The sequence below is a fragment of the Agrobacterium sp. 22-221-1 genome (genome assembly GCF_053522445.1).
Genome location: NZ_JBNWCL010000027.1, coordinates 25,712 through 43,478, shown reverse-complemented (window position 1 = coordinate 43,478; position 17,767 = coordinate 25,712). Strand labels below are relative to the sequence as shown.

Annotated in this window: 14 protein-coding genes; 4 read left to right on the top strand and 10 right to left on the bottom strand. The window is 61.4% G+C overall.

What is annotated here, in order from left to right:
- Positions 1-171 precede the first annotated feature (171 nt).
- The 10 genes from ACQZ5N_RS25115 to ACQZ5N_RS25070 all read right to left on the bottom strand — a co-directional run bounded on the left by ACQZ5N_RS25115 (position 172) and on the right by ACQZ5N_RS25070 (position 13,432).
- Positions 172-951 (bottom strand): MetQ/NlpA family ABC transporter substrate-binding protein, encoded by a 780-nt coding sequence (locus tag ACQZ5N_RS25115; protein ID WP_004433407.1) that lies wholly within the window; start codon positions 949-951, stop codon positions 172-174.
- Positions 952-984: 33 nt separating this feature from the next.
- Entirely contained in the window at positions 985-1,653 is a 669-nt protein-coding gene (locus ACQZ5N_RS25110) for a methionine ABC transporter permease (protein ID WP_004433403.1), read from the bottom strand.
- Complete coding sequence (locus ACQZ5N_RS25105) at positions 1,643-2,683, bottom strand: methionine ABC transporter ATP-binding protein (RefSeq protein WP_059758520.1); 1,041 nt, start codon at positions 2,681-2,683, stop codon at positions 1,643-1,645. The genes ACQZ5N_RS25110 and ACQZ5N_RS25105 overlap by 11 nt, the downstream gene beginning before the upstream one ends.
- 367 nt (positions 2,684-3,050) lie before the next feature.
- The gene (locus tag ACQZ5N_RS25100) at positions 3,051-3,680 is read right to left on the bottom strand and encodes an NAD(P)H-dependent oxidoreductase (protein WP_080853569.1); all 630 of its coding nucleotides are present in this window, start codon (positions 3,678-3,680) and stop codon (positions 3,051-3,053) included.
- A gap of 368 nt (positions 3,681-4,048) precedes the next feature.
- A complete protein-coding gene (locus ACQZ5N_RS25095) occupies positions 4,049-5,428 on the bottom strand; it encodes a GH1 family beta-glucosidase (RefSeq protein ID WP_448734429.1) in 1,380 nt (459 codons plus the stop codon).
- A gap of 727 nt (positions 5,429-6,155) precedes the next feature.
- Complete coding sequence (gene xylA, locus ACQZ5N_RS25090; RefSeq protein ID WP_080853571.1) at positions 6,156-7,466, bottom strand: xylose isomerase; 1,311 nt, start codon at positions 7,464-7,466, stop codon at positions 6,156-6,158.
- Positions 7,467-7,670: 204 nt separating this feature from the next.
- Positions 7,671-9,125, bottom strand: coding sequence for a xylulokinase (gene xylB, locus ACQZ5N_RS25085; protein ID WP_137454217.1), 1,455 nt, complete (start codon positions 9,123-9,125; stop codon positions 7,671-7,673).
- 104 nt (positions 9,126-9,229) lie between these two features.
- Entirely contained in the window at positions 9,230-10,252 is a 1,023-nt protein-coding gene (locus tag ACQZ5N_RS25080) for a LacI family DNA-binding transcriptional regulator (RefSeq protein WP_448734428.1), read from the bottom strand.
- 347 nt (positions 10,253-10,599) lie between these two features.
- On the bottom strand, positions 10,600-12,183 hold the full coding sequence (locus ACQZ5N_RS25075) for a DHA2 family efflux MFS transporter permease subunit (protein WP_003520997.1): 1,584 nt from the start codon (positions 12,181-12,183) through the stop codon (positions 10,600-10,602).
- 34 nt (positions 12,184-12,217) lie between these two features.
- Complete coding sequence (locus tag ACQZ5N_RS25070; RefSeq protein ID WP_080853573.1) at positions 12,218-13,432, bottom strand: HlyD family secretion protein; 1,215 nt, start codon at positions 13,430-13,432, stop codon at positions 12,218-12,220.
- A 160-nt stretch (positions 13,433-13,592) separates the two neighbouring features.
- Between ACQZ5N_RS25070 and ACQZ5N_RS25065 the strand changes: the two genes are divergently transcribed.
- The 4 genes from ACQZ5N_RS25065 to ACQZ5N_RS25050 all read left to right on the top strand — a co-directional run bounded on the left by ACQZ5N_RS25065 (position 13,593) and on the right by ACQZ5N_RS25050 (position 17,594).
- Positions 13,593-14,279 carry a TetR/AcrR family transcriptional regulator gene (locus ACQZ5N_RS25065; RefSeq protein WP_059758536.1) on the top strand — a complete coding sequence of 229 codons (687 nt, stop codon included), beginning with the start codon at positions 13,593-13,595 and terminating at the stop codon, positions 14,277-14,279.
- A 163-nt stretch (positions 14,280-14,442) separates the two neighbouring features.
- Positions 14,443-15,189, top strand: a complete 747-nt coding sequence (locus tag ACQZ5N_RS25060; protein WP_080853574.1) for a TerC family protein — start codon at positions 14,443-14,445, stop codon at positions 15,187-15,189.
- Positions 15,190-15,218: 29 nt separating this feature from the next.
- Complete coding sequence (locus tag ACQZ5N_RS25055) at positions 15,219-15,707, top strand: hypothetical protein (protein ID WP_448734427.1); 489 nt, start codon at positions 15,219-15,221, stop codon at positions 15,705-15,707.
- A gap of 114 nt (positions 15,708-15,821) precedes the next feature.
- On the top strand, positions 15,822-17,594 hold the full coding sequence (locus ACQZ5N_RS25050) for an SLC13 family permease (RefSeq protein ID WP_448734426.1): 1,773 nt from the start codon (positions 15,822-15,824) through the stop codon (positions 17,592-17,594).
- The last annotated feature ends 173 nt before the right edge of the window (positions 17,595-17,767 follow it).

Genomic DNA, 17,767 nt, shown 5'->3' with positions numbered 1-17,767 from the left:
CCCTGAAATGCCCTGGGTTTTTCATGGAAGGCGGATTTGCGTCCGTCCGGAAAAGAAAAAACCTCCCCCGCGAACGGGAGAGGTCGTGATTTTTTTAGACCGGGATGGCGAAAAGTGTAAGCGGTTTTCGCCTTAAATACCGGTCTCATCCTGATCTAGTGCAGGAGCGGCTTACCAGGACGGGATGACCGTGCCGTTGTACTTTTCCAGAATGAAGGCCTTCACTTCCGGGCTCTGGTAGGATTCAACCAGCGTCTTCACCCACGGCTTGTCCTTGTCCTGCGCACGAACGGCGATGACGTTCGCGTAAGGGGACTTTTCGCTTTCGATGGCGATGGCGTCCTTCTTCGGGTTCAGGCCGGCAGCCGTCGCATAGTTGGTGTTGATGACCGAAGCGTCGGTATCGTCAAGCGAGCGCGGCAGCTGGGCGGCGTCGAGTTCGACGATCTGGATGTTCTTCGGGTTTTCGGTGATGTCGGCAGGGGTTACCTTGAGGCCGGCTTCTTCCTTGACCTTGAGCACGCCCTTGGAAGCGAGAACCAGCAGCGCGCGGCCGCCATTGGTCGGGTCGTTCGGGATGCCGACGGTTGCGCCGTCCTTCAGCTCGTCGAGGTTCTTCACCTTCTTCGAATAAACGCCCATCGGGGTGGTGATGGTGGTGCCGACGCTGACGAGATCGAACTTGCGGTCAGCGATCTGGTTGTCGAGGTAAGGCTGGTGCTGGAAGGAGTTGGCCTGCAACTCGCCATCGGCCAGCGCCTGGTTCGGCACGACATAGTCGGAGAATTCGACGATATCGATATCGAGACCCTTGGCGGCCGCGATCTTCTTCACCTGCTCCATGATCTGCGCGTGCTCGGCGGGGGTTACGCCGATCTTGATGGTCTCGGCCAGCGCCTGACCGGCGGTGAAGAGAGCGGCGAGCGAAGCCGCGAGAATGAGTTTCTTCATGGGTGTCTCCTTGGGTTGTTATTATAAACGCAGTTAATTCTTCCGGGTCCGCTTGTCGAAGCTGCGGGCCAGCCTGTCGCCGGCGCTCTGCACCAGTTGCACCAGCACGATGAGCACCAGAACCACGACCAGCATCACATCCGGCATGAAGCGCTGGTAACCGTAGCGGATGCCGAGATCGCCCAGCCCGCCGCCGCCGACCGCTCCGACCATGGCCGAATAACCGATGAGGCTGACCAGCGTGAGCGTCAGCGCCAGCGTGATGCCGGGCTTGGCCTCGGCCAGAAGCACCTTGGTCACGATCTGCAGCGGCGTGGCGCCCATGGCGCGGGCGGCCTCGATCAGGCCCTTGTCCACCTCGCGGATCGCCGCTTCCACCAGCCTTGCGATGAAGGGCACGGTCGCGACCGTCAGCGGCACGATGGCCGCGCTGGTGCCGATGGAGGTGCCGGCGACGAGACGGGTGAACGGAATGATCGCCACCACCAGAATGATGAAGGGCGTGGAGCGCGCGGCGTTCACGACGAGGCCGAGGATGCGGTTGGTCATCGGCGCCGGAAACAGCTCGCCCTTGCCGCTGGTGGCAAGGAAAACGCCCATGGGCACGCCGATCAGCGAGCCGACGATGCCGGCAACGGCGACCATGTGCAGCGTCTGCAACAGGCCCTTGGAAAGAAGGCTGAACAGCATATCAGGCGACATAACCGAGCACCTCCGTGTGAAGACCAGTCTCAGCATAAAAGCGATTGGCGCGGGCGGTGACATCCGCCGAGGCCGGATAGGAGACGACCAGCGAGCCGAAGGGCTGGCCGGAAATTTCCTCGATGGTGCCGGCAAGGATGTTCACGTCCGGGCCGATTTCGGCGACAAGGCGCGCCGTCAGCGGCTGGAAGGCCGTCTCGCCGAAGAACACCAGACGCACCAGAACACGGTCGCCTTCCGCCGCCTGCGGTTTCAGGCCCGAAGTGACCCAATGCGGCAGCTTCACGCCAACCGAGGACGACAGCAGGCTGCGGGTCGTCTCGTGTTTCGGCGCGGTGAAGATATCGAAGGTCGTGCCTTGCTCGACGATCAGGCCCCTGTCGATGACCGCCACCTGCGAGGCGATGGTCTTCACCACCTCCATCTCGTGGGTGATGAGCAGCACGGTGAGCCCCAGCTCGGCATTGATGCGCTTCAGCAGTTCGAGAATGGATTGCGTCGTTTCCGGATCGAGCGCCGATGTCGCCTCGTCGGAAAGGAGCAGCTTCGGCTGGGTGGCGAGCGCACGGGCAATGCCGACACGCTGCTTCTGGCCGCCGGAGAGTTCCGCCGGATAACGCTTCGCCTTGTCGGAAAGCCCGACGAGATCGAGCAGCGGCGCAACGCGCGTTTCGATCTCCTTCTTGCCCATGCCGGCGATTTCGAGCGGCAGGGCCACATTGTCGAAAGCGGTGCGCGAGGACAAAAGGTTGAAGTGCTGGAAGATCATGCCGACGGAACGGCGCAGCGTGCGCAGGCTCTTTTCATCGAGCGCCGCGACATCGACGCCATCGACGACCACGCGGCCGGTCGAGGGCTTTTCAAGGCCGTTGGCGAGGCGGATGAGCGTGGATTTGCCCGCACCGGAGCGGCCGATGATGCCGGTGATGGAGCCTTTCGGCACGACGTAGTCGATACCGGCAAGGGCTGCGAAGCCCGGCTTGCCGCCGGCGCCGCCAAAGGTCTTGGTCACGCCTTCAAACGTGACCATAGGCTCCTTTGCCGACCCTTCAGGGACCGCCTGTTCTTGGCGCGCGGGGGATGCCGCGCTGGATGGAAAACTCATTGTAAACTCTGGGAATGCGTGACGGATCGGGTCTCAAAAAATCCTGTTGCGGTGCTGAACCGCTCTCTTCATGCAGCCTTCGGGCACATTCGATGACAGCTGATTTTCCGGGTCATTTCGTCAGGCTTTCACTCAGAAATGCCGGGGATCGGCAATTCGATGGCGCATACTTGCCCGCACACGCCACCTTTTAACAGGGATGTTTTTTCAATTATCTGAAAAGAGAGGAAAAATCTACCGCAAAGCCGTGTAGGCGGCCCTGCGGCAGTCAAGCTTTCGCGATTGGGAGAAATCAGACGCGGCTGACGAATTCATCGGCCGGGCGGCGCACCTTCTTCAGGTTCACCAGCCAGTCGCCTTCCGGCTGGCGATAACCGAGCGGCAGGATGGTGACGGAGCGCAGGCCCTTTTCACGCAAGCCGAGGATTTCATCGAGCTTCGCCGGATCGAAGCCTTCCATCGGGGTGGAATCCACGCCCTCGAAAGCGGCCTGCGCCACGGCCATGCCGAAGCCGATATAGGCCTGACGGGCGGCGTGTTCGAAATTCACCTGCTGCTCGCGCTGCGGATAAGTGGAAAGCAGCATCTGGCGATAGGCTTCCCAGCCTTCATTCTTGATGCCGCGTTCTTCGTTGACCAGATCGAACATTCGGTTGATCCGCTCTTCGGTGTAATTGTCCCATGCCGCAAAGACCAGCAGATGCGAACCGTCGGTGACCTGCGCCTGGTTCCAGGCGATCTCGCGGATCTTGGCGCGCACTTCGGGATCGGTGACGACGATCACCTCGAAGGGCTGAAGGCCGCTGGAGGTGGGGGCAAGCCGCGCCGCCTCGACAATGCGCTCGACCTTGTCTTCCGACACGGCCTTGGAAGGATCCATTTTCTTGGTGGCGTAACGCCAGTTGAGTTTTTCGATAAGCATGTTCGTTTTCCCTGGGAGGACCAACCCGCCCTGCCCCTTGGACGCCAGAACGGGTGCTACGCCTTCGTAGCCCGTCTGACATAGGAGGCGGGACGGCGGGCGCAAGCAGGTACCGCGGGGTAACCGATAAAAAAGTTTGGAAAACTGATAATAAGGGGAGAGAACTTTATTGCGGCGGGCGCTGACACGTCGCCTGCTACCGGATGCGGCGCGTAAAGTTCATGCACGGCCGTCCCCCAACCCTCATTCCTGTGTTCGTCACAGGAATCCAGCCGACACGCGTCTGCGTGGCGGAAAGACTCTTTTCAGCCCAAGGACTTGGGCTGGCTGGATCCCTGTGACAAGCACAGGGATGAGGGAGGTGACCGTTACGGCTTCACCAAACCGTGATTGCCCTTCGGAAAGCCCGAAGCCAGCGCGCTGTACCATTTGCCGCTGTTCTTCAGCGTCCGCACCTGCGTGTCGTAATCCACATGCACGAGACCGAAGCGCATGCGATAGCCCTCTGCCCATTCGAAATTATCCATCAGGCTCCAGGCGAAATAACCGCGCATCGGATAACCCTCGCGGATGAGATCGGCGACGATGCCGAGATGTTCGGCGTAATAGTCGAGACGCGGCTGGTCATCCACCTCGCCGTTTTCCACGCCCATATTATAGCAGGCGCCGTTTTCGGTGATGTAGCATTCCGGCAGGTCGTAACGCTTGTAGAGCGTTTCCACCAGCGACTGGAGCGCCGGGGCATAGACCTCCCAGCCGATATCGGTCTTCACATCGCTGACGGCCGGGGCCGGTGTCGTGGCGGGGAATTCCGCGCCCGGCGTCGCATCGTCGGCAACGCGCATCGGCGTGTAATAATTCAGGCCCCACCAGTCGAGCTTCTGGCTGATGATGGCGAGGTCTTCCGCCTCCACCACCGGCATGCGGCTTCCCAGCGCCTCCATCATCTCGGCCGGATATTCACCCTTGAAGACCGGATCGAAAAACGCGCCGTTGTGGAACTGGAAGGCCCGTTCGGCGGCCTTGAGATCGGCCTCGTTATCGGAAGCCGGGATGACGGAATGGGCGTTCAGCACCAGCCCCACCGGCACTTTCGGCGCGACATGGCGGGAGGCTTCCACGCCGAAACCATGGGCGAGATTGATGTGATGCATGGCGGCAAGGGCTGCCTCCATATTGCGCTCGCCCGGCGCATGAATGCCATAGAGATGGCTGAGCCACACCGCGCACCAGGGTTCGTTGAAGGTCGCCACCGCATCCAGCCGGTCCCCCAAGCGGGCCATCACGGTCTTGGCGTATCGCTGGAAGGCGTGCGCGGTGGAGCGCGAGGCCCAGCCGCCATCGCCCATCAGCGTCAGCGGCAGGTCCCAATGGTAAAGCGTCGCATAGGTCTTGATGCCGCGCGCCTTGCAGCCATCGACGAGGCGGTCGTAGAAATCCAGCCCCTTCTCGTTGATCGGCCCGAAACCATCCGGAATGATGCGCGGCCAGGCGATGGAGAAACGATAGGCCTCGACACCCATGTCCTTGATGAGATCGAGATCCTGCTCCCAGCGATTATAATGATCGCAGGCAATATCGCCATTGTGACGCTCGAAGACATGGCCCGGCATATTGCAGAAGGCGTCCCAGATGGAGGGCTTGCGGCCATCCGCCTTCGTGGAGCCTTCGATCTGGAAAGAGGCGGTCGCGACGCCGAACAGGAAATCGCCGGGGAAACGGGCGGCTAGCGTTTTGGGATCGGTCATCTACGAGGCCCTTCTCTGTCCATCGAGCTTGAAAAGATCAGCAGCGGTTTAGACCATGTCGGCCGGTAGGTACAGTCGTGGGCGGCAGGAATCTACAACGTTTCAGGATGCGCAGTTAACAAGTCCAAAGCGCTTTGCATGGGGGGAGTGCCGCCGCTGCGGTTTGCCGGCGGCGCGAGGCATCGACCCGGCGAATGCGGGTGGGAGATGGGAGGTGGTGGAAGTCGTTGCATTCACCGGGCCGTATCATCAGGCCGCCACGGCAGCCCATCGGTCACAGCCTTTTCACGGCACCTATCGGATCGGTCCTTCCCGCCTCTGGCCCGGCGGAATGCCTTTCCGAAACACGGTCTGCCAGAACCATGCTTGTCGATGCCGGCCTCCCGTTCGCGAAAGGCGCCGCGCGTATCGCCCTTCCGTTCCGGTTGCGGGAGGAATGATGCGGCCAAATGGGCTGATGGGGATGGAAGGGGAAATGTTTCGGGATAAGTGGCTGTAAGGAAAAGAAGGACGGAGAAAAATTGTCCGCGCTTTATTGAGGAGGGGAGCAAGCCCCCTCATCCGGCCCTTCGGGCCACCTTCTCCCCGGCGGGGAGAAGAAATATGTCGCGCCCACACCATTTCGGGCAAAGAGCACCCCGCTTGTTCTTCTCCCCGCCGGGGAGAAGTGCCGGAGCGAAGCGAGGCGATGAGGGGGCGACGCTCCCGTTGCCCCCTATTGCCCGCGTCAAACGTAACGATTGACCACGTTTTCGAGATATTCCTGACGGCCGGACTTCGGCTCGGGATTGATATCCTCACGCTCCACCAGAGCGGCGATCTCTTCCAGCTTCAGCTCGCCGCGCAGCATCTTCTGGGCTTCAGCCGAATCCCACCCGGCGTAACGCTCCGCAAGCGGCTTCGACAGCGCGCCGTCCTCGATCATCTTCGCCGCCGCCTTCAGGCCGCGGGCGCAGCAATCCATGCCGCCGATATGGCCGATCAGCAGGTCCTGCGGATCGAGCGACTGACGGCGCAGCTTGGAATCGAAGTTGGTGCCGCCGTTCTTGAAACCGCCGCCGGCCAGAACATGGTAATAGGCGAGCGCCATTTCCGGCACGTTGTTGGGGAACTGGTCGGTATCCCAGCCCGACTGGTAATCGTTACGGTTCATGTCGATGGAGCCGAAAATGCCGAAGGCATTGGCCATGGCCAGCTCATGTTCGAAGGAATGGCCGGCGAGAATGGCGTGGCCCTGCTCGATATTGACCTTCACTTCCTTTTCCAGACCGTTCTTCTGCAGGAAGGCGTAAACGGTGGCGACGTCGTAGTCATACTGGTGCTTGGTCGGCTCCTGCGGCTTCGGCTCGATCAGGATCGTACCTTCGAAGCCGATCTTGTATTTATACTCCACCACCAGATTGAGGAAGCGGCCGAGCTGGTCGAGTTCACGCGACAGATCGGTGTTGAGCAGGGTCTCGTAACCTTCGCGGCCGCCCCACAGAACATAGTTCGCGCCGCCGAGTTTCTTGGTGGCGTCCATGCAGGTCTTCACGGTCGCGGCGGAGAAAGCGAAAACATCCGGATCGGGATTGGTGGCAGCACCCGACATGAAGCGGCGGTTGGAGAAGAGGTTGGCCGTGCCCCACAGAAGCTTCACGCCGGTATCGGCCTGCTTTTGGGCAAAATAATCAACGATCTCGTTGAGGTTCTTGGTATTCTCCGCGAAGTTCCGGCCCTCCGGGCGCACATCGGCGTCGTGGAAGCAATAAAACGGCGAACCGAGCAGCGAGAAGAATTCGAAAGCCACATCCGCCTTCAGTTTCGCCGCCTGCATCGTATCTTCGAACCATGGGCGCAGGAAGGTCTGGCCGCCGAAGGGGTCGCCGCCCGGCCAGGTGAAGGTGTGCCAATAGGCCACCGCAAAACGCAGGTGATCTTCCATGCGCTTGCCGGCGACGATTTCGTCGGGATTGTAATGACGGAAGGCCAGCGGGTTGGTGCTGTCGGGGCCTTCATATTTGATCTTGGCAATATCGCCGAAGAAACCTGTGCTCATGGTGATCCTCCTTGGTGGGTTTAGATGAAATGCCGGAGGGTGTGGCTACCCCCCTCTGTCCTGCCGGACATCTCCCCCACAAGGGGGGAGATCAGATGCCGTACTCGCTCGTTCTATGGGCGAGGTGTCCGCCGCTTGTCGATCTCCCCCCTTGTGGGGGAGATGTCCGGCAGGACAGAGGGGGGTAGCCACACCCTCAACACCTCAATGCGAAAGCGCCCGAATAGCCGGATAAAGCGCATGATAGCGCCGGTAAGCCTCCTCATAGGCACCGGCCAGCGCCGCCACCGGCTCGATGGTCCGCGCCGTTTCCGGCTGCGCGCAAACCGCCACCGGATCGGCCCCGGTCGCAGCGATGAGGCCGAGGCGGGCCGCACCGAAAGCGGCGCCGAAATCGCCCTCGGCCGGAATATCGACGGGCACGCCGAGCGAGGTGGCGATGGAGGCCAGCCAATAGGCCGAGCGCGAGCCGCCGCCGATGGCGGTGACGCGGGAAATAGAGGTACCGGCGGATTTCAGCGCTTCGAGATTGTCCCTGATCGCGAAAGTTACGCCTTCCAGCACCGCCTGGGTCAGCGCCTTGCGGTCGCTTTCATGCGAAAGGCCGATGAAGGAGCCGCGAATGGCGGCATCGTTATGCGGGGTGCGCTCGCCAGAGAGATAGGGCGCGAAGGTGACACCGGTTGGTGCAAGCAGCGTTTCGCCCAGCTCGCCGGTCAGATCGGCGGCGGATTGGCCGGTGAGGCGTGAATACCAGTTCAGCGCATCGGTGGCGGAGAGGATGACGCCCATCTGGTGCCAGGTATTGGGCAGCGCATGGCAGAAGGCGTGCACGGCGCTTTCCGGCTTCGGCAGGTAAGATGCATTGGCGGCGAAAAGCACGCCGGATGTGCCGAGCGACACGAAGGCGTGGCCTTCCTTCACCGTGCCCATGCCGCAGGCGGAAGCGGCATTGTCGCCCGCGCCGCCGGCAACGACGGTGCGGCCGGAAATGCCCCATTCGGAGCCAAGTTCGGCGCGCAGGACGCCCGCCTCATCCGTGCCTTCCACCAGCGAGGGCATGTGTTTTTCATCCAGACCGGTGGCGGCGAGAAGCTCGGAAGACCATTTGCGCGCGCCGGTATCGAGCCAGGAGGTGCCGGCGGAATCCGACATTTCGGAGATATAGTCACCAGTCAGCCACAGACGCAGATAATCCTTCGGCAGCAACACCTTGGCGACTTTCGCGAAGATTTCAGGTTCGTTTTTCGCCACCCAGGCAAGTTTCGGCGCGGTGAAGCCGGGGAAAACGATGTTGCCGGTGATCTTGCGGAAGCGCGGATCGGCATCCAGCGCGGCGGCCTCGGCATAAGAGCGCGTGTCGTTCCACAGGATGCAGGGGCGCAGCACCTTGCCGGCCGCATCGATCAGCGTTGCGCCATGCATCTGGCCGGAAAGGCCGATGCCCTTGACGGCGGCAAGCTCCTTCGGGAACTTCTGCTTCAGGCCGGCAACGGCGGTTTTCGTGGCGGCAATCCAGTCGGCCGGATCCTGTTCCGACCAGCCGTGATGCGGGCGCGAAACGTCCAGCGAGCCGTTGGCCGAACCGATGATTTTCTGATCGCCGTCCATCAGCAGGGCTTTGACGCCGGATGTGCCAAGATCGAGACCGAGATACATGTATTTCTCCATTCCGGCGCGCCATGCGCCGCTTTCAGCGGTTTTAAGTGTCACCGCATTTCCGGACGGAAAACCGGCGGCCACTTTTCCTGGAAATGCTCTCATCAGGGAAGATTGTCCCTGAGGAATATGTCGATACGGATACGTTCCTGCGCGGCGATGACGGGTAGACCGTCGGCCCGCGCCTTCAAAACGCGGATGGCGCTGCGCACCTCATGGCCGGCATCCTGGTTGAGCACGGCGTCCAGCAGCCCTTCCCGGAGCGCATTGGCGGTGTTTTCCGTCAGCTCATGGGCGATGACCGAAAGCGCTCTTTCGCCCTCTGCCGCGCCAAGCGCCCGGATGAGGCCGCGATTGCCCGCGCCGAGGCTGTAGATGCCTGACAGCGCGGCATTGCCCAGCGCCTTGCGCACCAGCGTCTCGACGGTGAGCGGATCGTCCCTGCCCTCCAGCACCGGCAGCAGCCGCAATTGCGGAAATTCGGTCTCGATGACGGCGCGAAATCCTTCCAGACGTTCTCGATGGTCGCGCACCAGCATGGAGCCGGCCACAACCGCGACATCGCCGCCGCGCCCGGAGAGAAAACGTCCCATCAGGCTCGCCGCCGTGCGCCCGGCCGCGACGTTGTCCACGCCGGCATAATGATCCCGCCGCGAACCGGAAAGATCGGACACCAGCGTCACCGTGGCGATGCCGTCTTCGGCCAGCCGGTCGGCGGCTTCCGCCACATCTTCGGAATCGGTGGCGACGAAGGCGACGCCCGAGGGCTTTTCCCGCCGCGCGACTTCCAGAGCCTCCGTCAGCGCCGTGGCATTGAACGGCGGCACCTCGATAACGCAGATCGCCGTGCGCTCCAGATGCGCCCGTGCCGCTGCGGCCCGCACTTCGGCGCGCAGCGTCGCCATAAAGGAATTGTCATTGCCCGGCAGGATGAAGACCAGCGAATAATTGCGGCCCTTGGCCAGATTGGCGGCCGCGATATCGCGCACATAACCAAGCTCGGCAATGGCCGCCTCCACCCGTGCCCGCGTTGCCGCATGCACGCCGGGGCGCATGTTCAGCACCCGGTCGATGGTGGCGAGACTGACGCCCGCCCGCTCGGCAATATCGTGAACTGTCGGCTTCATGGCTCCTCCCTCCCCTTTGCATATCCAGCTTTGCGGTCGAGGTAAACTGAAAAATGATGTACGTACCTCATATTCTGTCTAAAGCCGCAGCGATCAATCGGCGGAGGTTCGTTCACGGCGTTGCCGCGCGTTTCTTCTCCCCGAGGGGGAGAAGGTGGCCCGAAGGGTCGGATGAGGGGGCAAGCTCTCAATCTATCTCTACCCTTGCCCCCTCATCCCGCTGCCGCGGACTTCTCCCCGGCGGGGAGAAGAAGCGGGCGGCACCCCGCTCGCTCCATATTTAAAACAAAAAAGGGGCCGTCATTTCCGACGGCCCCAGCTCTGCGGTGGATGGGAGGGGATTCTTGTTAGTGCGCCGCGTCTGGCGGCGGCGCTGCCTTGGGTTTCTGGATCAGCACGGTCATGAAGATCAGGCTCGAGAACAACAGCGTCAGCGCGAAGAACACATCCGCGAAGGCCAATATCCATGCCTGCTGCGAGACCATGCCGACCAGTTTCTTGACGGCGACGGACGCGCCGTCCAGCCCGTAGGAATCGTAGTTGGCACCGACACTGTTCAGCCATTCCAGCGCCTGCGGGTTGGAATAACTCACATGTTCGGCCAGCCGCACATAATGGTCGTCCGTGCGCTGCGAGAGCATGGTGTTGATGATGGCAAGACCGACCGCGCCGCCGAGGTTACGGGTGAGGTTGAACAGGCCGGACGCATTGCGGATGCGGGCAGGCGGCAGGGTGCCGAGCGCAATGTTGTTGATCGGCACCATGCACATCATCAGGCCGAAACCGCGCAGGATCTGCGGGATCAGCAGCTCGTAGAAATCCCAGTCGGTCGTCACATGCGTCATGATCCATGTGCCGCAGCCGAAGCTGATGAAGCCGATGGCCATCATCGCCCGCGGATCGAGCTTGGTGGAAACCTTGCCGGCAATCGGCGCGGTGAAGAACATGGCAAGACCGGAGACGAACATGGTCTCGCCGATCATCAGCGCATCGTAACCGCGCACGCGGCCGAGATAGAGCGGGTAAAGATAGGTCAGCCCGTAAAGCCCGATGCCCATGACGAAGGAAAACAGCGAGCCGATGGAGAAGTTGCGGTCGGCGAAGGCGCGGATATCGACGACAGGGAATTCCACCTTGAAGGCTCGCCAGAAGAACACGACCGCGCCGATGACCATGGCGACCGTTCCCATGACGATGTGCTCGTCGTTGAACCAGTCCTTGTTGTTGCCCTCTTCCAGCACATATTCCAGCGAGCCGAGGAAGACGGCCATGGAGATCAGCCCCCACCAGTCGAACTTCTTCCAGAGCGACTTTTCCGGCTTGTCGAAATCGATCAGGCTCCAGGTGAGGATGGTGACGATGATGCCGGGGATGATGTTGACGAGGAACAGCCAGTGCCAGGAAAAGGCATTGGAGAGATAACCGCCGACCGTCGGGCCGATGGTGGGCGCAAGCGTTGCGACGAGACCTATGATCGGCGAGACGACCGAACGCTTCGAGGGCGGGAAGATCGTGAAGGCGGCGGCGAAGACGGAGGGGATCATGCCGCCGCCGATAAAGCCCTGGATCGCGCGATAGACGATCATCTGGTCGATATTGGTGGCTGTGGCGCAGAGCGCGCTCGATATGGTGAAACCGGCCGCGCAGGTGGCGAAGAGCACGCGCGTGGAGAGAATGCGCGCCAGCGTGCCCGACAGCGGGATCATGATGACTTCGGCGATCAGATAGGAGGTCTGCACCCAGGCGATCTCATCGGAACCCGCGCCGAGACCCGCCTGGATTTCCGCCAGCGAGGCGGAGACAATCTGAATGTCGAGGATGGACATGAACATGCCGAAGACCATCGCGAAGAAGGCGATGAGCCTGCGCCTGTCCATCGGGGGATCGGCGGGGATGGACGCCCCGCCCGTACCGACAACCGTAGCCGCCATGATCTTGACCTCAACGGCGCATCAGCGATGCGCCTTACTTGGCTTCCGGGTTAACTTGCGCCGTTTTCGTGGTTTCCGGCGCCGTGCGGGTATCGACGTCGACAACGACGCTGAGGCCGGCGCGCAGATTGTGCTTTGCAAGGTCTTCCTTGGAGAAGACGATGCGCACCGGCACGCGCTGGATGACCTTGGTGAAGTTGCCGGTCGCATTTTCTGGCGGCAGCATGGAGAAGACCGAGCCCGAGCCGGGCGAAATCGACTGCACCGTGCCCTCGATCGTCGCATCGTCAAAGGCGTCGACATGCACGCGCACCTTCGAACCGGGCACGACGCGGGCAAGCTGCGTTTCCTTGAAATTGGCGTCGATATAAAGCTCGTTCATCGGCACCAGCGAAGCCAGACGCTTGCCGACCGAAACCAGATCGCCGTTCTGAACCGCCAGATTGCCGATGACGCCGTCATAGGGCGCCTTCAGAACCGTGAAGGAAAGATCGCGGGCGGCCTTGTCGCGGGAAAGCTGCAGCGAACGGATCGTGCTTTCGGCTTCCTCGCGCTGGGCGCGCAGGAGTTCCACATTGGCCTTGGCCGAGGAGATGGCGGCATCGCCGGCCACGACATTCGCCTTGGCCTGATCGAGCGCGACCTGCGCATTGTCGGAAGCGGCAACCGTGCCGACATCCTTCGCCTGCAGTTCGCTGGCGCGCTTCTGGGTGATTTCGGCACCGCGAAGGGCGGCATCCAGCGCACCCTTCTGGGCGACGGCCTGTTCCAGCGAAGCTTCGCCGCCGACGATCTGCGCATCGATGCGCTTCAGCGACAGTTCTTCGGTGCGGATCTGGGCTTCGGCCTGATCGAGCGCGATGCGATAATCGCCGTCGTCCAGCGTCACCAGCGGATCGCCCGCCTTGACTTCCTGGTTCTCGACCACGTTCACCTTGGCGACATATCCCGAAACCTTCGGTGCGATGACGGCGATATCGCCTTCTATATAGGCGTCGTCCGTCGACACCATGAAGCGGCCGTCAACCCACCAGTTGTAACCGTACCAGCCGGCGCCGGCGAGAAGGGCAACGGCGATGACCGGCAGAAGCTTGGAACGCTTCTTCTGCTTCGGCGCAGCAATGGTCTGGGGCTGCTGCTGCGGCGCGGCCTCGGCCGGCTTTGCCGGAGAGGTCTCGGCCTTGGCGGAAATATCCGCCTCTTCCGCATCGTTGACGGCGCGAACCGCGCTATTCTTCTGGGCCGACATGGGAGCTTACCGTGATAAATTGAAGAAAGTTTTTCGAACTGAACCGTTCGGTTCGATTGACATAATCTCTTTCCTGACACATATCAAGTGTTATCGAACCGATTGGTTCGACGTTCGGTTAATTTTTTTTACGCCATTGCGATGCTAAGAGACGGTAGCGATGGCAGGTGAAGACAGGGATATGGAGACGGAAACGGAAACGGGCTGTCCGGGCAATGCCGCCGGGCGTTTTGCGGCGGGTGAAGACCCGGCCAAACGCGAGCAGATTCTGGCGGGCGCCTGGCGTGTGTTCAAGCGCAAGGGTTTCGATGCGGCCAGCATGAACGACATCACGCGCGAGGCGGGCGTTTCCAAGGGCACGATCTATGTCTATTTCTCCAACAAGGAGGATCTGTTCGCGGCGCTGGTCGATCACCACCGGCAGGAATTCGCCACCTCGATGCGCAATATTCTGGCCGGCACCGAAGAGGTGCGCGACGGGCTGAGACAGTTCGGCAAGGCCTTCGCCAACAAGATGATCTGTTCGGAGATGATCCCGGCCATGCGCTCGGTCATCGGCGTCATCGACCGCATGCCGAAGCTGGCGCAGCGCTTCTTCATCGCCGCACCCAACAATGTCCGCACCGTGCTTCAGGATTTTATCGAGCACCACGTCGCGCTCGGCCATCTGAAGGTCGATGACGTGGAGCTGGCCGCCCGGCAATATATCGAGCTTTCCACCGGCACCTTCTTCAAGCTGCGCCTGTTCGGAGAGATCGAAGGCCCGGTTCCGGAAGAAGAACTGGACCGGGTGATCGCCAGCGCCATCAAGGTATTCATGGCCGCCTACGGAACCGACAAGGCCTGAAATCATTCAGCAACGGCGTGAACGCCAATACGCGGTCTGCGCGAAATTTCGATGAAATCTTGCGCCCCGGAGCCATCAACTCCTTGTTTCTCGCGTATTGCGCTATAAATTCCACCCACCGAATGTTTCGGCTGGCTTTGTTGCTGAAAGGAAAACCTACCTGATGGAGTCCATTCTCCCTCTTCTATCTGACCCCGCCGCCTGGGTGGCGCTCGTCACGCTGATCGTCATGGAGGTCGTGCTTGGCATCGACAACCTGATCTTCATCTCCATCCTCACCAACAAGCTGCCGCCCGAACAGCGCGAAAAAGCCCGCAAGATCGGTATAGGCCTTGCGCTCGTCATGCGTCTCGGCCTGCTCGGCACCGTCGCATGGATCGTGCAGCTCACCACGCCGGTCTTCGAACTCTTCGGCCACGCCTTCTCCTGGAAGGACATGATCCTGATCGCCGGCGGTCTTTTCCTGATGTGGAAGGCCACCAAGGAAATCCACCACAATGTCGACCCGGAAGACCACAAGGAAGACATGGTGGGCGGCCCCGTGGGCATGAATTTCGGCGCCGCCATCGGCCAGATCCTGCTGCTCGACCTCGTCTTCTCGGTGGACAGCATCATCACCGCCGTCGGTATGACGCCGCATCTGCCGATCATGATCGTCGCGGTCATCGTGGCCGTCACCGTCATGCTGCTGGCCGCAACGCCGCTCGCCAACTTCATCGAGCGCAACCCCACCATCGTCATGCTGGCGCTCGCCTTCCTGATGATGATCGGCACGACGCTGATCGCCGAAGGCATGGGCTTCCATGTTCCGAAGGGCTACGTCTATGCCGCCATGGCGTTCTCGGCGCTGGTGGAACTGCTCAACATGCTGGCCCGTAATGCGAGGCGAAAGAAAAAACAGCCGCAGTGACGGCTGCGACGACTTGCAGGGCCCGCCGCATGCGGGCCTTGCGCTACCAAAACCGGACAAAGCGGTGTCGACATCCCGCACCGCCCGGAGGGGAAGAGAACATGGCTTTCGTCATCAAAGCGGAAATCTCAAATCCCGACGCGGAAACCTTCGCATTCGCCGCGCAAAAAACCATGTATGGCGGCAAGACCATAACGGAAGGCGACACCGTTTTTCTGTTTGCCAGTGAAAATGAGGGCGGGCATGGCCTCATCGCGCGCGGCACGGTGACAAGCGCCCAAGTAGTTGCCCGCAAACCCAGCATCGCGCGACAGACACCCCGGGTCGATCTCACCATAAAACGAACCGCAACCGCTCTGCGTCCGCTGGGTCGTGCGGAACTTCGCGACTTCCGTGACTGGGACGACGGGCAGCCCGGAACCGAGCTCAATTTCAAGCTTTACCGCCAGGCGACAGACAAGATCGTCGGCATCTCTGACCGGGCAGCGGGTTATATCGACACTTTTTTCATGCAATGAAACGATATGCGCCTGCGGGAGGAACTCCCGTTGCGCACTTGCGTTGATGGATACGTTCCTTACAAAAAAGCAGATACGATTCTATCTCCCCGCATGCGAAAGTAACCCGCCCAGATGACGACAGACCAGATTCTCGCCTTCACCGTCATCGCCGGCATGATGGTCGCGTTCATCTGGGACAGGCTGCGGTACGATGTCGTCGCCTGCAGTGCGCTACTCGTGGCCGTGGCGCTCGGCGTCGTGCCTTTCGAAAAAGCTTTTTCCGGTTTTTCGGACGATATCGTCATCATCGTCGGCAGCGCGCTGGTGGTCAGCTCGGCGGTGGCGCGGTCGGGCATCGTCGATATGACGATCAAGAAATATTTCCCCGAAATGCACTCCAAGAGCCTGCAGCTCGCCTTCCTGATGATCGTCGTCGCCATTATGTCGGCCTTCATCAAGAATATCGGCGCGCTCGCCATCATGATGCCGGTCGCCTTCCAGTTCGCCCGCAAATCCGGCAGCCCGGTCTCCTATTATCTGATGCCCATGGCCTTCGCCGCCCTGCTGGGCGGGTTGATGACGCAGATCGGCACCTCGCCCAACATCGTCGTCTCGCGGCTGCGCGAGGAAATGACCGGGCAGAGTTTTTCGATGTTCGACTTCACCCCCGTCGGCGCGGGGCTGACCGTCATCGGCATCATCTTCCTGACCTTCGGTTACCGCCTGCTGCCGGTGCGCAACCGCCAGCAGGCGTCGGTGGAAGATATTCTCGACCAGTCCGCCTATACCGCCGAAGCCACCCTGCCCGCCGACAGCACCCATGCGGAAAAGCCGCTGCGCGAATTGCTGAAACAGGCCGACGGCGATGTGATCGCCAGCACCATCCTGCGCGGACCGCGACGCATCTCCCCCTTCCCCGACGTGACGCTGAAGGCGGGCGATACGATTCTTCTCGAAGGCAGTCCAGAGGGACTGGATCGCATCGTCTCGCAGGCGAAGCTATTGCTTTCCGGCAAGCCGCTCACCGAAAACGGCCAGAAAACCGCCGATCTCATTTCCATGGAAGCGGTGATCAGCAATGAATCGGTGCTGAGCGGCATTTCCGCGCGCGAGCTTTCGCTCTCCTATACGCGCGGCGTCAATCTGATCGCCGTCAGCCGGCGCGGCCAGCGCGTCAGCCAGCGGCTCTCCGAACTGACATTGCAGGCGGGCGACGTCATTCTTCTGCAGGGCAGCCGCAAGAACCTGCCGCAGGTATTGCAGGAATTTTCGCTCTTGCCGCTGGCGCAGCGGGAAATCCTGCTGGGCGTGCAGCGCCGCGCGCTTCTGCCCGTCATCGTGCTCGCCGCCGCCATGATCGCCGCCGGCAGCGGGTTGCTGCCGGTCTCCGTCGCCTTTTTCGCCGCCGCCTTCATGATGATCGTCGTCGGCGCGATACCGCTCACCGAGGTCTATAAATCCATCGACGGGCCGATCCTCGTCATGCTCGCCGCCCTTATTCCCGTCAGCGACAGCCTGCGTACCAGCGGGGCGAGCGAACTGATCGCCGCCTGGCTCGGTCATGCCGCGCAAGGATTGCCGCCCTTTGCGGCGCTCGGCATGATCCTGCTCACCGCCATGGCGGTGACGCCCTTTCTCAACAATGCCGCCACCGTGCTGGTCATGGCCCCCATCGCCGCCGGTTTCGCCACCACGCTCGGTTTCCGGCCGGAGGCCTTCCTGATGGCGGTGGCGATCGGCGCGGGCTGCGATTTCCTCACCCCCATCGGCCACCAGTGCAATACGCTGGTCATGGGTCCCGGCGGTTATCGCTTCAGCGACTATCCGCGCCTCGGCCTGCCGCTGTCGATCATGATCGTCATCGCCAGCATTCCCATGCTGCTTTACGTCTGGCCAGTGAGCTAGGACTCTAAGCTAGGACGCTGAACCAGCGCGGGCTTCGTATTTCCTTGACGCCTGCGGCAGAATATGGCCTAAGCCGAAGCTGAACGGGAATGTGCAAAAGGCGGTTTCATTGCGTCTTCCAGCATGATTTCCTGCCGCATCCAAACGAAAACATCGTGACAGACGGGTGAAAC

What these genes read in the sequence shown, in the direction of transcription:
- ACQZ5N_RS25065 (WP_059758536.1), top strand. Translation starts at nt 13,593, where the DNA reads ATGGCAGGTGAAGACAGGGATATGGAGACGGAAACGGAAACGGGCTGT.
- ACQZ5N_RS25070 (WP_080853573.1), bottom strand. Translation starts at nt 13,432, where the DNA reads ATGTCGGCCCAGAAGAATAGCGCGGTTCGCGCCGTCAACGATGCGGAA.
- ACQZ5N_RS25105 (WP_059758520.1), bottom strand. Translation starts at nt 2,683, where the DNA reads ATGGTCACGTTTGAAGGCGTGACCAAGACCTTTGGCGGCGCCGGCGGC.
- ACQZ5N_RS25055 (WP_448734427.1), top strand. Translation starts at nt 15,219, where the DNA reads ATGCGGGCCTTGCGCTACCAAAACCGGACAAAGCGGTGTCGACATCCC.
- ACQZ5N_RS25080 (WP_448734428.1), bottom strand. Translation starts at nt 10,252, where the DNA reads ATGAAGCCGACAGTTCACGATATTGCCGAGCGGGCGGGCGTCAGTCTC.
- ACQZ5N_RS25100 (WP_080853569.1), bottom strand. Translation starts at nt 3,680, where the DNA reads ATGCTTATCGAAAAACTCAACTGGCGTTACGCCACCAAGAAAATGGAT.
- ACQZ5N_RS25115 (WP_004433407.1), bottom strand. Translation starts at nt 951, where the DNA reads ATGAAGAAACTCATTCTCGCGGCTTCGCTCGCCGCTCTCTTCACCGCC.
- ACQZ5N_RS25110 (WP_004433403.1), bottom strand. Translation starts at nt 1,653, where the DNA reads ATGTCGCCTGATATGCTGTTCAGCCTTCTTTCCAAGGGCCTGTTGCAG.
- xylA (WP_080853571.1), bottom strand. Translation starts at nt 7,466, where the DNA reads ATGAGCACAGGTTTCTTCGGCGATATTGCCAAGATCAAATATGAAGGC.
- ACQZ5N_RS25095 (WP_448734429.1), bottom strand. Translation starts at nt 5,428, where the DNA reads ATGACCGATCCCAAAACGCTAGCCGCCCGTTTCCCCGGCGATTTCCTG.
- ACQZ5N_RS25050 (WP_448734426.1), top strand. Translation starts at nt 15,822, where the DNA reads ATGACGACAGACCAGATTCTCGCCTTCACCGTCATCGCCGGCATGATG.
- ACQZ5N_RS25060 (WP_080853574.1), top strand. Translation starts at nt 14,443, where the DNA reads ATGGAGTCCATTCTCCCTCTTCTATCTGACCCCGCCGCCTGGGTGGCG.
- xylB (WP_137454217.1), bottom strand. Translation starts at nt 9,125, where the DNA reads ATGTATCTCGGTCTCGATCTTGGCACATCCGGCGTCAAAGCCCTGCTG.
- ACQZ5N_RS25075 (WP_003520997.1), bottom strand. Translation starts at nt 12,183, where the DNA reads ATGGCGGCTACGGTTGTCGGTACGGGCGGGGCGTCCATCCCCGCCGAT.